Genomic DNA, 17,514 nt, shown 5'->3' with positions numbered 1-17,514 from the left:
ACATAAAATCTAACATTTCCAGCCGCCAGCATCGCGCGCTCCGGCACTAATAAGCGATAAAAACAGCCATCAGCCTGCACTTCGCGCGCTGAAGGTCTAAATTCGATAACGTTGCGAATGTTTCTTTACATTACTGTTGACCGGCAACGAAGGCGCAAAGAAATCGCCCTGCCCGCCCGAAACACCTAATCCCGACAGCGTTTGCCACTCCGCGCGTGTTCGCACACCCGCGGCGAAAACTTGAGTTGGCGATGACTTACACACTTCCAGCAAGCTCTGCACAAACAGCTGGTTCTCGGTGCGTCGTTCAATATTGCGTACCAAACCCGGCGCAAGTTTAATCACTTCTATCGGGAATTGTTTGATATAAGCGCTGCTCACCACCGTCAAACCGGCCTGATCCACCGCAATGCGACAGCCAAATGCGGTTAACATGTGAAAAACCGGCACTAAACGGCTGATGTGTTGACAAACGTCGGCCTCAGCAAGTTCAAATAAAAAACGTTTTCTTTGCGATTTGCTGCACTGCAGCAGCAGTTTTTGCAGCCAGCGCTGAAAAGGTCGCTGCAACAGCGAATCAATATTCACGGGTAGTGCCAGAGTTTCGTCCGGCCACACTTCCGAGAGCGCCGCGATGCGCGTCACCAGTTGACGATCCCAGCTGTCAGTCATACCCAGTTGCAATACCAGCGGCATAAACTCAGCCGAAACCACTTCTTTGTCGCCATCAAACACACGCGTCAGTAATTCACGATGATGGACTTTTCCATCCAGTAACACCGCCGGCTTTTGGTACAAACGCGGGCCACCACGATTGAGCGTGTTCTCCAGCAAGGTCCGCCAGCGCACACTGCCGCGCCCCATATCCAGCGTATTGCCTTCGCCAACCGACCAGCTATTACCGCCTTGCAATGCCGCACGCCGCGTAGCCATCTCCACATTTTCCATCACCTGCGACACGCTCTGACCGCTGCGCCACGCGCTGATGCCGATGTGGATCAAATCATCACGATCGACCATACGCATCGGCGGTAGTGAATCGACGGCGTTAATCAGTTGATCGGCAATGCTGTTGGCTTCTTTTAAAGTGCGATGCGGCAGCAAGACGGCGAAGTCACTGCGGAAATATCGCGCCAGCAGCGCGCCCGGATAGCGCAGCACAAAGGTCGACAGCATATTAATCAAATCAAACAGATACTCTTCCACCAGCGTTGGGCCGAGGGTTTCGTGCAGCATATCAAGGTCCGGCAGACGCACCATCATCACCACACCGTGCGTGCCGACATCTTCCTGATCTTCCAGCAATGTCGCCAATTGGTTATCAAAGAACAAACGATTGTTTAGGCCGGTACGCGGATCCTGCGCCGCAAAGGTGCGAATTAAGGTGTCGATGCGTAAACGCTGCTCGCCCGCCTCCTGCAAATCGCCCAGCAGCGCATCGATGGCGCGACTGGCTTTCGGCGGCCATTCCGCCGCATGGTCCTCCTGCGAACGACGTTCACCGGCCAGAATGCGATCGGCGCGCGCTTCTAATTGCTCCATATCCTGCCAGCGCCGCTTGAGCCAGCGGTTGGTCATGACCAGCAGCACGCACATAATGGCGACGACCGTAAACAGGACCACCAGCGTATAAGTGCCGGTAAAGGAGCGAAACAGCGTTTTGGCCGGATCCAGCACCACCACGCGCAGTTCGAGGCCCGGCGAATGCGTCAGGGGCAAATCGAACTGCACAAAGCGATTAGGCTCATCTTCTAACATCGGATTTTCATGGCGGGCTAAACTGAACACTAACGTATCGCCGTTCAGCAGTTGCACCTGTTCGGCATTGACCACCGGCATCATGCGCGTCAGCCACTGCGTGATTTCCTGCGGCGATTGTGAAGCCAGTGCTTTATCCACTTCAGTCGCCAGCGTTTGCATCCGCGTTTCCACGCGCTGCTGCGATAGCCAGATAAAACTAAAAGCGCAGCCCACCAGCATCAATATCATCGCTAGTAAACTTAATAAGGTAATAAACGCAGAAAATTTAGTTGTTAATCGCATCCCTGTGCCTGCATCACTGCGGTTATGAACGGTGTTAATCCGTCGGCGCCACGCTTACCCCTGGCGCAAACCTGAGCAAAATAGCACAAATCAAGGTGTGATTCAGCGCCAGACTGGCATCAAAATCGCACATAACACAGCATGATAAGCGCTACGGCGCGAGTATAGCGTTAAACCGTGATGGCCTGACTTTGCTATGGGCTTTTTCGTCCTATTCTCAAAGAGGGCGATGCGCCAGGAAATTTCACATTTTTCCCCGCAAGTTCGCGCCTGACGCTGAAGTTGAGCATGCTGGTTATAACTTACTATTCACAGGAGAACGTCATGAACCTGAAGCACTTGCTCACAGAAGCCGACGTCACGCCAGAAAGCGTCTTTAATATGCGCCGCCGTCAGGTGCTGAAAGCGTTGGGATTAGGCGCAGCAGCAGCCAGTTTACCCGGCACCGCGCAAGCCGATGTGCTGAGTTGGTTTAAAGGCAATGATCGTCCGCCCGCGCCCGCTGGCCGTGATTTAGATTTTACTAAACCGGCTGAATGGCAAGCCGATTTGCCGCTCACGCCGTTTGATAAGGTGTCAGGTTATAACAACTTCTATGAATTTGGCCTTGATAAAGCCGATCCTGCTGCCAACGCTGGCACGCTGAAAACCGATCCGTGGAAGCTGCGTATCGAAGGCGAAGTTGCCAAACCTATCACGCTGGATATGGATGACATCTTCAAGCGTTTCGCCATGGAACAGCGCATCTACCGCATGCGCTGTGTCGAAGCCTGGTCGATGGTGATTCCGTGGGTCGGTTTTGAACTCAACAAGCTGCTCAAACTGGCTGAACCCACCAGCAATGCGCGCTTTGTGGCGTTTGAAACGCTGTACGCACCTGACCAAATGCCGGGTCAGAAAGATCGCTTTATCGGCGGCGGGCTGGATTATCCCTATGTGGAAGGCTTGCGTCTTGATGAAGCGATGCATCCGCTGACGCTGCTGAGTACCGGCGTGTATGGCAAAGCGCTGCCGCCGCAGAATGGCGCACCGATTCGCCTGACGGTGCCGTGGAAATATGGCTTCAAAGGGATTAAATCGATTGTGAAGATTACGCTGACGCACGATCGCCCGCCAACGACCTGGAGCCAGATCGCCGCCAATGAGTATGGTTTCTACGCCAATGTGAACCCGCATGTGAATCATCCGCGCTGGTCGCAGGCAACCGAGCGCTTTATCGGCGCGGGCGGCATTCTGAAGGTTGATCGCCAACCTACGCTGCTGTTCAACGGCTACGCGAAAGAGGTGGCGTCGCTGTATCGCGGCCTGGATTTACGGGAGAACTATTGAGTGCGCCTCTCTTTACGTCACATCACCGCGTTAAAAGTCGTGCTGCATCTGGCGGCTTTTCTGCCGTTTGTGTATCTGTTTATGGCAGCGAGTCAGGGCTGGCTGAGCGCTGATCCGGCGAAAGATATCCAGCATTTTACCGGCAGAATGGCGCTTAAGTTGCTGCTCGCCACGCTGCTGGTCAGCCCACTGACACGCTACCTGAAACAGCCGCTGCTGATTCGCACTCGCCGCCTGCTTGGCGTGTGGTGTTTCGCCTGGGCCAGTTTGCACCTTACCAGCTACTACCTGCTGGAACTTGGCTACGATCATCTGCGTTTACTCGGCAGCGAGCTGGTTTCGCGTCCTTATTTGTTACTGGGGATGATCAGCTGGATTATTCTCTTCGCCCTCGCCATCACCTCATTCCAGCGCATGCAGCGCAAACTGGGGCGTCGCTGGCAAACGCTGCATAACGGCGTCTATCTGGTCGCGATCCTCGTGCCGATTCACTATATCTGGTCAGTGAAAGTGCTCTCCCCGCAGCCGGTGATCTACGCCGTGCTGGCCATTGCGCTGTTAGCGTGGCGTTACAATAAGTTGCGTAAACTTCTTCCCAGATAATCCCCGCACGGTTGTGTTACTCCCGCGAGATCTGTTAAAAAGTGTGGCCTTCGGGCCGCATTCGATCAACTTCGCAGATAAGACCAGTATTTTGCTGCGAATGTCGACGAAACGGATATAATGCCCGGCTTTATTGCAAGCGAAGTCTGGTTTTTCATCCACAAGGGTGACAAACGCAAGATGTCGCGGTATTTTACGCGATGCCTTACTGATTGCAGGAGATAGCAGCAAGATGGCGCACAAATTTCACATACTGCTTTTGAACGGTCCCAACTTGAATCTACTGGGAACGCGCGAGCCTGATAAGTATGGTCACACCACGCTGGCGCAAATCGTCGGCGATCTGACGCAACAGGCCGATCAGCACCATGTGAAATTGAGTCATTTGCAATCGAACGCAGAGTTTCAGTTGATTGACCGTATTCACGAAGCCCGCGGCAACGTGGATTACATCATCATCAATCCTGCTGCGTTCACGCATACCAGCGTTGCACTGCGTGATGCCCTGTTGGCGGTTAGCATTCCTTTTATTGAGGTGCATCTCTCGAACGTACATGCACGCGAACCGTTCCGACATCACTCCTATCTTTCCGATGTATCTGCCGGCGTCATCTGTGGACTTGGCGCTGATGGATACGCATGGGCTTTACAAACGGCAGTAAAACGCCTGTCACATTCCAATTAAACAGAGTACGGAACCACACTCATGGATATTCGTAAAATTAAGAAACTGATCGAACTGGTTGAAGAGTCTGGCATCTCCGAGCTGGAAATCTCCGAGGGCGAAGAGTCCGTTCGTATCAGCCGTTCACCTGCAAATGCCGGCTACCCAATGATGCAGCAGGCTTATGCTGCGCCAATGATGCAGCAGCAGCCTGCGCTGTCTACCGCGGTGGCGCCTGCCGCACCGGTTGCAGCAGAAGCCGCTAAACCAGAAATCAGTGGCCACATCGTGCGTTCACCAATGGTCGGCACTTTCTATCGCACGCCAAGCCCAGACGCGAAAGCTTTCGTTGAAGTTGGCCAGAAAGTGAATGCCGGCGACACTCTGTGCATCGTTGAAGCGATGAAAATGATGAACCAGATCGAAGCCGACAAATCCGGCGTTGTGAAGGCGATTCTGGTCGAAAGCGGCCAACCGGTTGAATTTGACGAGCCGCTGGTCATCATCGAATAACGAGGCGAAGCATGCTGGATAAAATTGTCATTGCTAACCGTGGTGAGATCGCGCTGCGCATTCTGCGTGCCTGCAAAGAGCTGGGCATTAAGACTGTTGCCGTGCACTCCACCGCGGACCGTGACCTGAAGCACGTGCTGCTGGCAGACGAAACCGTCTGCATCGGCCCGCCACCTTCAGTCAAAAGCTACCTGAACATCCCGGCACTGATCTCCGCCGCTGAAATTACCGGCGCGGTCGCGATCCACCCGGGTTACGGCTTCCTCTCTGAGAACGCCGATTTCGCCGAGCAGGTTGAACGTTCAGGCTTTATCTTCATTGGCCCGAAAGCCGACACCATTCGCCTGATGGGCGACAAAGTGTCTGCCATAACCGCCATGAAGAAAGCGGGCGTGCCCACAGTGCCAGGTTCTGATGGCTCGCTGACCGACGACATGGAAAAAAACCGTGCCTTCGCTAAGCGCATCGGTTATCCGGTGATCATCAAAGCCTCCGGCGGCGGCGGCGGTCGCGGTATGCGCGTAGTGCGCAGCGACAAGGATCTTGAGCAATCCATCAACATGACGAAAGCGGAAGCCAAAGCGGCTTTCAACAACGACATGGTGTACATGGAGAAGTACCTCGAGAATCCACGCCACATTGAGATTCAGGTGCTGGCCGACGGCCAGGGTAACGCTATCTATCTGGCGGAACGTGACTGCTCAATGCAGCGTCGTCACCAGAAAGTCGTCGAAGAAGCCCCAGCGCCAGGCATCACGCCGGAACTGCGTCGCTACATCGGCGAGCGCTGCTCTAAAGCCTGTATCGATATCGGCTATCGCGGTGCAGGTACCTTCGAGTTCCTGTACGAAAACGGTGAGTTCTACTTCATCGAGATGAACACCCGTATTCAGGTGGAGCATCCGGTGACTGAGATGATCACCGGCGTCGATCTGATCAAAGAGCAGTTGCGTATTGCTGCTGGTCAGCCGCTGTCGATCAAACAGGAAGACGTGGTGATTCGCGGTCATGCGGTTGAATGCCGTATCAACGCCGAAGATCCAAACACCTTCCTGCCAAGCCCAGGCAAGATCACCCGTTTCCACGCGCCGGGCGGCTTTGGTGTACGTTGGGAATCGCATATCTATGCCGGTTACAGTGTGCCACCGTACTACGATTCCATGATTGGTAAGCTGATTACCTACGGTGAAAACCGTGACGTGGCAATCTCGCGCATGAAGAATGCGCTGGCGGAACTGATCATCGACGGCATCAAGACCAACATTGAGCTGCAGATGAAAATCATGTCCGACGAAAACTTCCAGCAGGGTGGCACCAACATCCACTATCTGGAGAAAAAACTCGGCCTGCAAGAGAAGTAATTGCAGTGCAGAGCAAAGCAGAGGCCGGTTAACTCCGGCCTTTTTCATTTTTGTCGCCTTTGAGGTTACATAATGGATTGGCGTTTTTTACAAGCGAACAAAGAGGCGCGCTGGTCACTTTATCTGACGCTGGCCTACCTTGCCGTTTGGGGACTTTCTGCCTGGCTGGGCGGCAATGAGATCGGCGTCTTAGGCTTACCAAGGTGGTTCGAGCTTTCGTGTCTGTTCGCCCCGCTGCTGTTTATTGTGTTGTGCTGGCTGATGGTGCGCGTGCTGTTCCGCGACATGTCGCTGGAGGATAACGATGGACTCTGAAATCATTCTTCCGCTGTTGGCCTATCTGGTGCTGATCGCCGCGCTGTCGGTGTTTGCCATGCGCAAGCAGCGTCAGGGCAACTTCCTGAGCGAATACTTCCTCGGCAGCCGTTCGATGGGCGGTTTTGTGCTGGCCATGACCATCACCACCACATATATCAGCGCCAGCTCGTTCATTGGCGGCCCCGGCGCAGCCTATAAATATGGCCTTGGCTGGGTGCTGCTGGCGATGATTCAGGTGCCTGCCGTCTGGCTTTCGCTTGGCGTGTTAGGCAAGAAATTCGCCATTCTGGCGCGTCGCTACAACGCCGTAACGCTCAACGACATGTTGTATGGCCGCTACGGCAGCACGCTGCTTATTTGGCTCTCCAGCATCAGTTTGTTGGTGGCGTTTATCGGCGCAATGACCGTGCAGTTCATTGGCGGTGCGCGCCTGCTGGAAACAGCGGCCGGCATTCCTTATGACACCGGCCTGCTGATCTTCGGCGGCACCATCGCGCTCTACACCGCTTTCGGTGGCTTCCGCGCCAGCGTGCTGAACGATGCGATGCAAGGTTTGGTAATGCTGATCGGCACCTTCCTGCTGCTGTTTGCAGTGATTCACCACGCTGGCGGATTAGCCTCCGCAGTGACCAAACTGCATGATATCGATCCGCAGCTGACCTCACCGGAAGGCGTGGGCAATGTCATCAACCCAACCTTCCTCAGCTCGTTTGCCGTGCTGGTGTGTTTCGGGGTGATTGGCCTGCCCCACACCGCGGTGCGCTGTATTTCGTATAAAGATAGCAAAGCCATGCATCGTGGCATTGTACTCGGCACCATTGTAGTGGTGATCCTAATGCTTGGTATGCATCTGGCCGGCGCGCTGGGGCGCGTAATTTTGCCCGATCTCACCATTCCCGATCGAGTGATTCCTACGCTGATGATTACCGTATTACCGCCCATGGCGGCGGGCGTATTTCTTGCGGCGCCGATGGCGGCCATTATGTCGACCATCAACGCGCAGCTGCTGCAATCCTCCGCTACGCTGATCAAAGATCTCTATTTGCGCATTGCCCCGCAGCACAGTGAAAATGAAGCGCGCCTGCGCATGCTGTCAGGCACCATCACTTTTGTGCTCGGTGTGCTGCTATTGCTGGCAGCGTGGAATCCGCCCGATATGATTATCTGGCTGAATCTGCTGGCATTTGGTGGCCTTGAAGCGGTATTTCTATGGCCGCTGGTGCTGGGTTTGTACTGGGAGCGCGCCAACTCCACCGGTGCGATCAGCGGCATGCTGGTCGGCGCGGGATGCTATACGCTGCTTGCCAGCCTGAATATTGAGTGGTGGGGCTTCCACCCGATCGTTCCGTCATTGACCTTAAGCCTGCTGGCCTTCCTGGTGGGCAATCTGTTTGGCCGCACGCCTGCAACGCATGCCGCGGCACTGGAATAAAGAGAAACGCTATGCCTTGGATTCAAATCAAAATTAACAGCACCGGCGAAAACGCCGAAACCCTGAGCGATGCGCTGATGGAGGTTGGCGCGGTGTCGGTCACTTTCCAGGACACGCACGACAATCCAGTGTACGAGCCGCTGCCGGGCGAAACGCTGCTGTGGGGCGATACCGATGTCATCGGCCTGTTCGACGCTGAAACCGAGATGAGCGATGTGGTGGCCGAGTTAAGCCAGCATCCGCTGCTGGGATCCGCGTTTCGCCATAAGATCGAGCAGATCGAAGACAAGGACTGGGAGCGCGAATGGATGGATAACTTCCACCCGATGCGTTTCGGTGAGCGTCTGTGGATCTGCCCAAGCTGGCGCGATGTGCCGGATCCAAATGCCGTCAATGTGATGCTGGATCCGGGTCTCGCCTTTGGTACCGGCACGCATCCTACCACATCGATGTGTTTGACCTGGCTTGATGGCCTGGATCTGCAGGGCAAAACGGTGATCGACTTTGGCTGTGGCTCCGGCATTCTCGCTATCGCTGCACTAAAATTGGGCGCGGCGCAGGCGATCGGCATTGATATCGATCCGCAGGCGATTCAGGCCAGCCGTGATAACGCCGAGCGTAATGGCGTCTCTGAGCGTCTGGCGCTCTATCTGCCCCACCAGCAGCCGGAAAACTTGCAGGCTGACGTGGTGGTCGCCAACATCCTCGCGGGTCCGCTGCGTGAGCTGGCACCGCTGATTAGCGTGCTGCCGAAAGCCGGCGGTCATCTTGGATTGTCCGGCGTGTTAGCGAGCCAGGCTGAAAGCGTGTGTGAAGCCTACGCCGAGCGTTTTGAGCTCGACGCGGTTGCAGAGAAAGAAGAGTGGTGCCGCATCACCGGCGTACGCCGCTAACCTGCCCGCTTGCCAGTCGGGCTAACTGACTGGCAAGCCGTACTATTTTTCTGAGACCAGTCTCAAAGCGCCAGCCCTTCTCAACCCTTGCCGTTTCTTTACATTTCAGTCATTACAATCCTGCTCCAGGCGATAGCGCTATCCCTGCTGGCAATGCCTTTGATGGCATTTCACTTCGATAAATCGCTGAAAGTAATGGATGATGAAAAAGAAACTTTGTTTATTCGCTCTGCTGACAAGCATGGCATCGTATGCGCACGCACACAGCTCAAACTGGTCTTATGAAGCGCCGGATGAATGGGGCAATCTGCACGCCGATTATTACACCTGTAAAAGCGGTGTGAACCAGTCGCCTGTCGATATCCGCAAGGTGGTGAATGGACAATTGCCGCCGCTAACGTTGAGCTATCAAGCCAAACAAAAATCCATCATCAATAACGGTCACACCATCCAGATCAACGTCAAAGATGGCGATGCGCTCGCGCTGGATGGCGAAGCTTATACGCTGCGTCAGTTCCACTTCCATACGCCGAGCGAAAATCTGATTGATGGCAAACGCTTTCCGCTGGCCGCGCATTTCGTCCATGCCAGCGAAGAGGGACATCTGGCGGTGGTTGGCGTGATGTTTGAAGCCGGGGCAGAAAACCCTGCGCTGGCGGAGATCCTGCGTGAGCTGCCACCTGAAGTTAACAAAGAGGCGGCGCTGCAACAGCCACTCAATCTCAGTGCTTTGATTCCGGGTCAAAAGAACTACTATCGCTTTAGCGGTTCGTTGACGACGCCACCTTGTACTGAAGGTGTGCGCTGGTTTGTGATGAAACAAACTGTTTCGGCATCGGCTGAACAGCTCAAAATGTTCACTACTCTTTTAGGCCAGCATGGCAACAGTCGTCCTGTACAGCCGCTTAATGGTCGTGTGATCGTCGAATGACCCAAGCCTTGTCTGGTTCTACCCTGTGAAGCTGCTTGCAGGGTAGTCATTTTCCCATCGCCACGTATTATTTGCGGCACGCCGCTTGCCGGTATTCTTATTACTGAGATTGAAAATGAAACCCTCCCTTTTACTTAGCTTAATGTTGGCTTACAGCATTAGCGCGCATGCTTCTTCCCCTTCCGCACCACACTGGAGCTATGAAGGCAGCGCTGGCCCAGAGCACTGGGCCGAACTTTCTGCTGATTTTCAAACCTGCCATAACGGCAAGTTTCAGTCGCCAATTGATATTCGCCATACCATAGATGGTCAACTGCCGCCCCTTAAGCTGGAGTTTCACGCCGCAGCAGAAAACCTGACCAACAACGGGCACACACTGCAAGTGAACGTGGATGATGAAGATGACTTTATGCTGGATGGCGAAACCTTCCGCCTTAAGCAATATCATTTCCATACGCCGAGTGAGAATCAAATCGACGGGCACTCTTATCCGCTCGAAGCACATTTCGTTCACGCAAACGCCGATGGGGAAATAGCGGTCATTGCCGTGATGTTCGAGGTTGGCAAAGAAAACACCGCTCTTAATCCGATTATTACCGCAATGCCTAAGCAGATAAATCATGAGGTGGTGGTGAAACAGCGTATGGATTTAGAACCCCTCTTCCCGGAGGATCGCCATTATTATCGTTTTAGTGGATCGCTGACTACTCCACCTTGCACCGAGGGTTTACGCTGGCTGATCATGAAGCATCCCGTCACGCTCTCCCAATCACAGTTGCACCATTTCCAACTGGCGCTGAAACACAGTAATAATCGTCCCCTGCAACCATTACATGGTCGACTGATTGTCGAATGATGAACTGGCAATCCCTACGCTAATAAATTAGTACAATTAATAATCACATTGCCGTCATTTCTATGGCTAATTACCGGAAGTGACGGTTTTTATGTTGTGATTTCGGTCATGTTTTGAGAAAAATTTTTGTACACAATTTCATCATATTTTTTTAATCGTATGAATTATAATGATTAATGCTTATCTTTGTGTCTGATAAGTTAATTTCCCTGCTCTCTCACGGCGAATTGTTCAAAGTTTGGCCTTTCATCTTCTTTAAAAAATGCGTAATATACGCCGCCTTGCGAACAGTTAGGGTCACTTCTTTTTCATGCGCATTGGACAACATCAGCTACGTAATCGACTCATTGCTGCGCCTATGGCCGGAGTATCCGATAAGCCATTTCGCACCCTGTGTTATGAGAACGGCGCCGGTATGACTGTCTCCGAGATGCTGTCGTCGAACCCGGAAGTTTGGGCCAGTGACAAATCCCGTTTGCGTATGGTGCATAGTGACGAGCCTGGTATCCGCGCCGTGCAAATTGCCGGTTGCGATCCTGATGAGATGGCTGCTGCCGCGCGCATTAATGTGGCGTCTGGCGCGCAAGTTATCGATATCAACATGGGCTGCCCGGCCAAAAAAGTGAATCGTAAGATGGCAGGTTCAGCGCTGCTGCAACATCCGCAACTGGTGGAGTCGATTCTCCGTGCGGTCGTCAATGCAGTGGATGTACCGGTTACGCTGAAGATTCGCACCGGCTGGGACAAAGAAAATCGTAATTGTGTAGAGATTGCCCAATTGGCTGAACGCTGTGGCATTCAGGCTCTCACCATTCATGGCCGCACGCGCGCCTGTTTGTTTGAGGGATTTGCTGAATACGACAGCATTCGGACAGTTAAGCAGAGCGTTTCCATTCCGATTATCGCGAATGGCGACATTACTGACCCGCATAAAGCCAGAGCGGTGCTCGACTATACCGGAGCCGATGCTCTTATGGTTGGCCGTGCCGCTCAGGGAAGACCGTGGATCTTCCGGGAAATCCAGCATTATCTGGACACAGGGGAGCTGCTGGCACCGAAGCCGCTGGCTGAAGTGAAGCAAATGCTGATTGGACATATACGGGAGCTGCACGACTTTTACGGTCAGCGCAAAGGATACCGTATTGCCCGAAAACACGTATCCTGGTATTTGCAGGAAAGTGCTCCTGATGACCAGTTTCGGCGCACATTCAACGCCATAGAGGATGCCAGCGAACAGCTGGAGGCGTTGGAGGCATACTTCGAAAATCTTGCGTAAACGAAATAAAGAGCTGAAAGAACTATGTTCGAACAACGCGTAAATTCTGACGTACTCACCGTTTCTACCGTTAACTCTCAGGATCAGGTGACCCAAAAGCCACTGCGTGATTCGGTTAAACAGTCACTGAAGAACTATTTTGCTCAACTGAACGGTCAGGATGTAAGTGACCTGTATGAGCTGGTATTGGCAGAAGTCGAGCAGCCTCTGTTGGACATGGTGATGCAGTACACCCGTGGCAACCAGACCCGTGCAGCTCTGATGATGGGTATCAACCGCGGTACCCTGCGTAAGAAGCTGAAAAAATACGGCATGAACTAATCTGTTCGTTGCTGCGATAACGCCAGCCTTGCGGCTGGCGTTTTTGTTTCTGATGCCGGGTAATTTCCGGACGTTAACAACGCATGAAACAATTGGCGCGATAATGGTAACGATAGTTGCAATTGCAGCAGTGATATCCCGCCCCTCTTAGCAACGCATTTCCCTTCTCTTTATTACGCGCTCATTTATCCTCGCATCACCCTTCAGCCCGCTTTCTCTGTGATCATCAACCGCTTCAGCCGTAAGCGTGCAAACTCATACATCTACTCCTGAGCGTTAGCTCACACTGCTTCCATATAGTGAAACTTTTTGCACTATTTGTGATCGTGTCGTCTCGTCACGCTGCCTTTTGGTGCGCCATATTAGCCAGAATCTTCTGAGTGCTTCAGTTTATTAAAAGATCTTTCCAGAGAATTCAGGATTCTGCAAACCTGGCATCAGGTTTGCAGAGTTGTGGATGGCTAACCACCACAGACAGAAAAAAGCGCACATTAAAGTGCGCGCAAACATAACAACACACGATATCGCCACACAGGATGCTTTATGAAAAAGATGATGCTTTCCACTCTGGTCGCTGCAGCCTCGCTGTTAGCCGTTGCTCAACAAGCGCACGCTGGCACCACGCTGGATGCCATTAAGAAGAAAGGTTTTGTACAGTGCGGCATCAGTGACGGCCTGCCAGGCTTCTCTTATGCTGACTCTAACGGCAAATTCACCGGTATTGACGTGGATGTGTGCCGTGCAGCCGCTGCCGCTGTATTTGGCGACGCAACCAAAGTGAAATACACCCCGCTGACCGCGAAAGAGCGCTTCACCGCACTGCAGTCTGGCGAAGTGGACATCTTGTCTCGTAACACCACATGGACCTCATCGCGCGATGGCGGCATGGGCTTCCTGTTTGCAGGCGTGAACTATTACGATGGTATCGGCTTCCTGACGCACCAGAAAGCCGGTCTGAAAAGTGCTAAAGAGTTGGATGGCGCTACCGTGTGTATTCAGGCCGGTACTGATACCGAGCTGAACGTGGCTGACTACTTCAAAACCCACAAAATGCAGTACACGCCAGTCACCTTCGACCGCTCTGACGAATCCGCTAAAGCGCTCGACAGCGGCCGTTGCGACACCCTCGCGTCTGACCAATCTCAGCTGTATGCGCTGCGTATCAAACTTGGCAAGCCAGACGAGTTTATCGTACTGCCAGAAGTGATCTCCAAAGAGCCGCTGGGCCCCGTTGTGCGTCGCGGTGATGACGATTGGTTCACCATCGTTAAATGGTCGCTGTATGCCATGCTGAACGCGGAAGAGATGGGGATCAGCTCTAAAAATGTCGATGACATGGTAGCGAAACCGACTACGCCGGATATGGCACATCTGCTGGGCGCGGAAGGTGACTTCGGTAAAGACCTGAAGCTCGATAACAAGTGGGCTTACAACATCATCAAACAAGTGGGTAATTATCAGGAAGTGTTCGACCGTAACGTCGGTAAAGACAGCGCACTGAAAATCAAGCGCGGCCAGAATGCGCTGTGGAATCAGGGCGGCATCCAGTACGCTCCGCCAGTTCGTTAATTCCGTCCTGCCAGTCGGGCACCGCATCCTGCGGTGCCCACGCGTAATCTTCACTGAGGTTTTAACATGTCGCAACGCCCAACCGTAAAAAGGGATTTTTCGTTCGGTAATCCTACGGTTCGCGCCTGGCTTTACCAGATCGTCGCGATTGTTGCCGTGCTTGCTGTGGTGGGATATTTAATCCACAACACCGTAATCAACCTGGCCAATCGTGGCATCACTTCCGGATTCGGGTTTCTGGATCGCAGTGCCGGCTTCGGCATTGTCCAGCACCTGATCGATTACACCGAAGGCGACACTTACGCGCGCGTGTTTATGGTGGGGTTGACCAATACCCTGCTGGTTTCCGCGCTCTGTATTGTTTTCGCTTCGATCCTTGGCTTTGCCGTTGGCCTGGCTCGCTTGTCTGAGAACTGGCTGCTGCGCAAGCTTTCAACTATATATATCGAGACCTTCCGTAATATCCCGCCGCTGCTGCAGATCTTTTTCTGGTACTTCGCGGTACTGCGTAACCTGCCCGGCCCGCGTCAGGCACTCAACGCTTTTGATTTGGCATTCGTCAGCAATCGCGGTTTGTATATTCCGTGGCCCGAGTACGCGCCTGGCACCTGGCCATTCCTGATCGCGCTGGCGTTAGCGGTGCTGGGTTGCGTGGCGCTGTTCCGCTACAACCGCAAGCATCAGTTAAAAACCGGCCAACTGCGTCGCACCTGGCCGGCTGCGGTTGGGCTGCTGGTTTTGCTGCCGCTGATTGCTCATACCTTGTTTGGCGTGGCCATGCATTGGGATGTGCCGGAACTGCGTGGATTTAACTTCCGCGGCGGTTTCGTGATGATCCCTGAGCTCGCCGCGTTGACTCTCGCGCTGTCGGTTTATACCTCGTCGTTCATCGCCGAAGTGATTCGCTCCGGTATTCAGTCGGTACCACATGGTCAAAGTGAAGCTGCACGTTCGCTGGGTTTGCCTAATCCAGTGACCATGCGTCAGGTGATTATCCCGCAGGCAATGCGTGTGATTATCCCGCCACTGACCAGCCAGTACCTCAATATCGTGAAAAACTCATCGCTGGCGGCCGCGATCGGCTATCCAGACATGGTTTCGCTGTTTGCCGGTACCGTGCTGAACCAAACCGGTCAAGCGATTGAAACTATCGCGATTACCATGGCGGTTTACCTGATTATCAGCCTGATCATTTCACTGCTGATGAACCTCTACAATCGCAAAATTGCGCTGGTTGAGCGTTAAGAGAACGGGATCATTATGTCTGTTACTACACATGAAACACCGCCGATTCCGACCCATCCACTCAGCAAGGCTTGGCTCTGGGCACGCAAAAATCTGTTCTCCAGCTGGCTGAATACGCTGCTGACATTGTTCAGCATCTGGCTTATTTGGAACGTGATTCCTCCGGCACTGAATTGGCTGGTATTTCAGGCTAACTGGATTGGTGAGACGCGCGCAGACTGCACCAAAGAAGGCGCATGTTGGGTGTTTATCCATGCACGCTTTGGCCAGTTTATGTATGGCCTCTATCCGCATGAACTGCGCTGGCGCATCAATCTATCTCTGGTTATCGGCTTGCTCTCGATTATTCCGATGTTCATCAAATCAATGCCGCGTCGTGGTCGCTATATCGCCTGTTGGGCGGTGGTCTATCCGATTGTGGTTTGGTTCCTGATGTATGGCGGCTATTTCGGTTTAGAGCGCGTAGAGACTCGCCAGTGGGGCGGCCTGACATTGACGCTGATTATCGCTTCAGTGGGGATTGCCGGCGCGCTGCCGTTGGGGATTTTACTGGCGCTGGGACGCCGCTCAGAAATGCCGGTGGTGCGTACACTTTCGATCATCTTCATTGAGTTTTGGCGTGGTGTACCGCTGATCACCGTGCTGTTTATGTCGTCGGTGATGCTGCCGCTGTTTATGGCGGAAGGCACTACCATCGACAAACTGGTGCGTGCGTTGGTTGGCGTGATCTTGTTCCAGTCTGCGTATGTTGCGGAAGTGGTGCGCGGCGGTTTGCAGGCGCTACCGAAAGGCCAATATGAAGCCGCTGAATCGCTGTCGCTGGGCTACTGGAAAACCCAGATGCTGGTAATTTTACCGCAGGCGCTCAAGATGACCATTCCCGGTCTGGTGAATACCATCATTGCGCTGTTTAAAGATACCAGCCTGGTGATCATCATCGGCCTATTCGATCTCTTCAGTAGCGTGCAGCAAGCCACCGTCGACCCAACCTGGTTGGGGATGTCGACGGAAGGCTATGTGTTTGCTGCCATGGTTTACTGGATTTTCTGTTTTAGCATGTCGCGCTATAGCCAGTATCTGGAGAAGCGTTTTCACACCGGGCGTGCATCGCACTGAGGTTTAACATGACACAAACTATGACTAATGCGGCTGATGCCATGATGATTACACTCGAAAAAGTTAACAAATGGTACGGTCAGTTCCATGTACTGAAAGACATCAATTTAAAAGTAAAACCACGCGAACGTATCGTACTGTGCGGACCTTCCGGTTCGGGTAAATCGACCACTATTCGCTGCATCAATCACCTCGAAGAACATCAGCAAGGACGCATCGTGGTGGATGGCATCCATCTCAATCACGATGTGCGCAATATTGAACGTGTTCGTACCGAAGTCGGCATGGTTTTCCAGCATTTTAATCTTTTTCCGCATCTTACCGTCTTGCAAAACTGTACGCTGGCACCGATTTGGGTGCGCAAAATGCCGAAGAAAGAAGCGGAAGAGCTGGCCATGCATTACCTTCAGCGTGTACGTATTGCTGAGCATGCACATAAATTTCCTGGCCAGCTTTCGGGTGGTCAGCAGCAGCGCGTAGCGATCGCTCGCTCACTCTGTATGAAGCCGAAAATTATGCTGTTTGATGAGCCCACTTCAGCGCTCGATCCAGAGATGGTTAAAGAAGTACTCGATACGATGATTGGCCTGGCAGAAGATGGCATGACCATGTTGTGCGTTACCCATGAGATGGGATTTGCGCGTACGGTGGCGGATCGTGTGATCTTCATGGATCGGGGTGAAATTGTCGAAGAAGCCCCGCCTCAGGAGTTCTTTGCCAATCCGAAATCAGAACGTACACGTGCGTTTCTTTCGCAGGTTATTCACTGATATTCAGCGAGTTAAATTAAGAAGCGCCTCTGCTGAAAAGCAGGGGCTTTTTTATAACTACAATTTGAATCGGGGCGTTTTTGGGTGGCATTGAAGCTTTTATCGCATACAAAAAAGCCCTGAACTTTCGTTCAGGGCTTCTGTGTTTGATGCCTGGCAGTTCCCTACTCTCGCATGGGGAGACCCCACACTACCATCGGCGCTACGGCGTTTCACTTCTGAGTTCGGCATGGGGTCAGGTGGGACCACCGCGCTAAAGCCGCCAGGCAAATTC

17 protein-coding genes and 1 rRNA gene are annotated in these 17,514 nt (G+C 53.2%); 16 read left to right on the top strand and 2 right to left on the bottom strand.

What is annotated here, in order from left to right; all coding sequences use genetic code 11:
- Positions 1 to 96: 96 nt before the first annotated feature.
- On the bottom strand, positions 97 to 2,043 hold the full coding sequence (gene csrD, locus K5Y32_RS17845; RefSeq protein WP_222185321.1) for an RNase E specificity factor CsrD: 1,947 nt from the start codon (positions 2,041 to 2,043) through the stop codon (positions 97 to 99).
- A 324-nt stretch (positions 2,044 to 2,367) separates the two neighbouring features.
- Between csrD and msrP the strand changes: the two genes are divergently transcribed.
- The 16 genes from msrP to K5Y32_RS17765 all read left to right on the top strand — a co-directional run bounded on the left by msrP (position 2,368) and on the right by K5Y32_RS17765 (position 17,240).
- On the top strand, positions 2,368 to 3,372 hold the full coding sequence (msrP, locus tag K5Y32_RS17840) for a protein-methionine-sulfoxide reductase catalytic subunit MsrP (RefSeq protein ID WP_101762837.1): 1,005 nt from the start codon (positions 2,368 to 2,370) through the stop codon (positions 3,370 to 3,372).
- Positions 3,373 to 3,975, top strand: coding sequence for a protein-methionine-sulfoxide reductase heme-binding subunit MsrQ (gene msrQ, locus K5Y32_RS17835; RefSeq protein ID WP_101762836.1), 603 nt, complete (start codon positions 3,373 to 3,375; stop codon positions 3,973 to 3,975). It abuts the gene before it with no gap.
- A 232-nt stretch (positions 3,976 to 4,207) separates the two neighbouring features.
- Positions 4,208 to 4,660, top strand: coding sequence for a type II 3-dehydroquinate dehydratase (gene aroQ, locus K5Y32_RS17830; protein ID WP_101762835.1), 453 nt, complete (start codon positions 4,208 to 4,210; stop codon positions 4,658 to 4,660).
- A 21-nt stretch (positions 4,661 to 4,681) separates the two neighbouring features.
- Entirely contained in the window at positions 4,682 to 5,152 is a 471-nt protein-coding gene (gene accB, locus K5Y32_RS17825; RefSeq protein ID WP_101762834.1) for an acetyl-CoA carboxylase biotin carboxyl carrier protein, read from the top strand.
- Positions 5,153 to 5,163: 11 nt separating this feature from the next.
- Positions 5,164 to 6,513 (top strand): acetyl-CoA carboxylase biotin carboxylase subunit, encoded by a 1,350-nt coding sequence (gene accC / locus K5Y32_RS17820; protein ID WP_008101999.1) that lies wholly within the window; start codon positions 5,164 to 5,166, stop codon positions 6,511 to 6,513.
- A gap of 72 nt (positions 6,514 to 6,585) precedes the next feature.
- On the top strand, positions 6,586 to 6,828 hold the full coding sequence (locus K5Y32_RS17815; RefSeq protein ID WP_222185320.1) for a YhdT family protein: 243 nt from the start codon (positions 6,586 to 6,588) through the stop codon (positions 6,826 to 6,828).
- Positions 6,818 to 8,263: a sodium/pantothenate symporter gene (panF, locus tag K5Y32_RS17810; protein WP_101762832.1), complete on the top strand. Its 1,446-nt coding sequence runs from the start codon at positions 6,818 to 6,820 to the stop codon at positions 8,261 to 8,263. The genes K5Y32_RS17815 and panF overlap by 11 nt, the downstream gene beginning before the upstream one ends.
- A gap of 11 nt (positions 8,264 to 8,274) precedes the next feature.
- A complete protein-coding gene (gene prmA / locus K5Y32_RS17805) occupies positions 8,275 to 9,156 on the top strand; it encodes a 50S ribosomal protein L11 methyltransferase (RefSeq protein WP_110867451.1) in 882 nt (293 codons plus the stop codon).
- Positions 9,157 to 9,397: 241 nt separating this feature from the next.
- Complete coding sequence (locus tag K5Y32_RS17800) at positions 9,398 to 10,087, top strand: carbonic anhydrase (protein WP_255602693.1); 690 nt, start codon at positions 9,398 to 9,400, stop codon at positions 10,085 to 10,087.
- Between the two features lie 115 nt (positions 10,088 to 10,202).
- The gene (locus K5Y32_RS17795; protein ID WP_222185318.1) at positions 10,203 to 10,943 is read left to right on the top strand and encodes a carbonic anhydrase; all 741 of its coding nucleotides are present in this window, start codon (positions 10,203 to 10,205) and stop codon (positions 10,941 to 10,943) included.
- A gap of 310 nt (positions 10,944 to 11,253) precedes the next feature.
- A complete protein-coding gene (dusB, locus tag K5Y32_RS17790; protein ID WP_176970593.1) occupies positions 11,254 to 12,219 on the top strand; it encodes a tRNA dihydrouridine synthase DusB in 966 nt (321 codons plus the stop codon).
- Between the two features lie 24 nt (positions 12,220 to 12,243).
- Positions 12,244 to 12,540, top strand: coding sequence for a DNA-binding transcriptional regulator Fis (fis, locus tag K5Y32_RS17785; protein WP_007891954.1), 297 nt, complete (start codon positions 12,244 to 12,246; stop codon positions 12,538 to 12,540).
- A gap of 543 nt (positions 12,541 to 13,083) precedes the next feature.
- The gene (locus tag K5Y32_RS17780; protein ID WP_007891952.1) at positions 13,084 to 14,109 is read left to right on the top strand and encodes an amino acid ABC transporter substrate-binding protein; all 1,026 of its coding nucleotides are present in this window, start codon (positions 13,084 to 13,086) and stop codon (positions 14,107 to 14,109) included.
- A 66-nt stretch (positions 14,110 to 14,175) separates the two neighbouring features.
- Positions 14,176 to 15,354, top strand: a complete 1,179-nt coding sequence (locus K5Y32_RS17775; RefSeq protein ID WP_176970594.1) for an amino acid ABC transporter permease — start codon at positions 14,176 to 14,178, stop codon at positions 15,352 to 15,354.
- 15 nt (positions 15,355 to 15,369) lie between these two features.
- The gene (locus tag K5Y32_RS17770; RefSeq protein WP_222185317.1) at positions 15,370 to 16,470 is read left to right on the top strand and encodes an amino acid ABC transporter permease; all 1,101 of its coding nucleotides are present in this window, start codon (positions 15,370 to 15,372) and stop codon (positions 16,468 to 16,470) included.
- 8 nt (positions 16,471 to 16,478) lie between these two features.
- The gene (locus K5Y32_RS17765; protein WP_304623900.1) at positions 16,479 to 17,240 is read left to right on the top strand and encodes an amino acid ABC transporter ATP-binding protein; all 762 of its coding nucleotides are present in this window, start codon (positions 16,479 to 16,481) and stop codon (positions 17,238 to 17,240) included.
- Between the two features lie 151 nt (positions 17,241 to 17,391).
- On the opposite strand, the gene rrf is transcribed toward K5Y32_RS17765, so the two are convergent.
- A 5S ribosomal RNA gene (gene rrf, locus K5Y32_RS17760) occupies positions 17,392 to 17,507 on the bottom strand.
- Positions 17,508 to 17,514 lie beyond the last annotated feature (7 nt).

Origin of the sequence: Pantoea sp. DY-15 (genome assembly GCF_019795935.1) — a bacterium.
In the GTDB taxonomy this organism is placed as follows: Bacteria; Pseudomonadota; Gammaproteobacteria; order Enterobacterales; family Enterobacteriaceae; genus Pantoea; species Pantoea leporis.
This window is presented reverse-complemented; position numbering and strand designations above follow the sequence as displayed.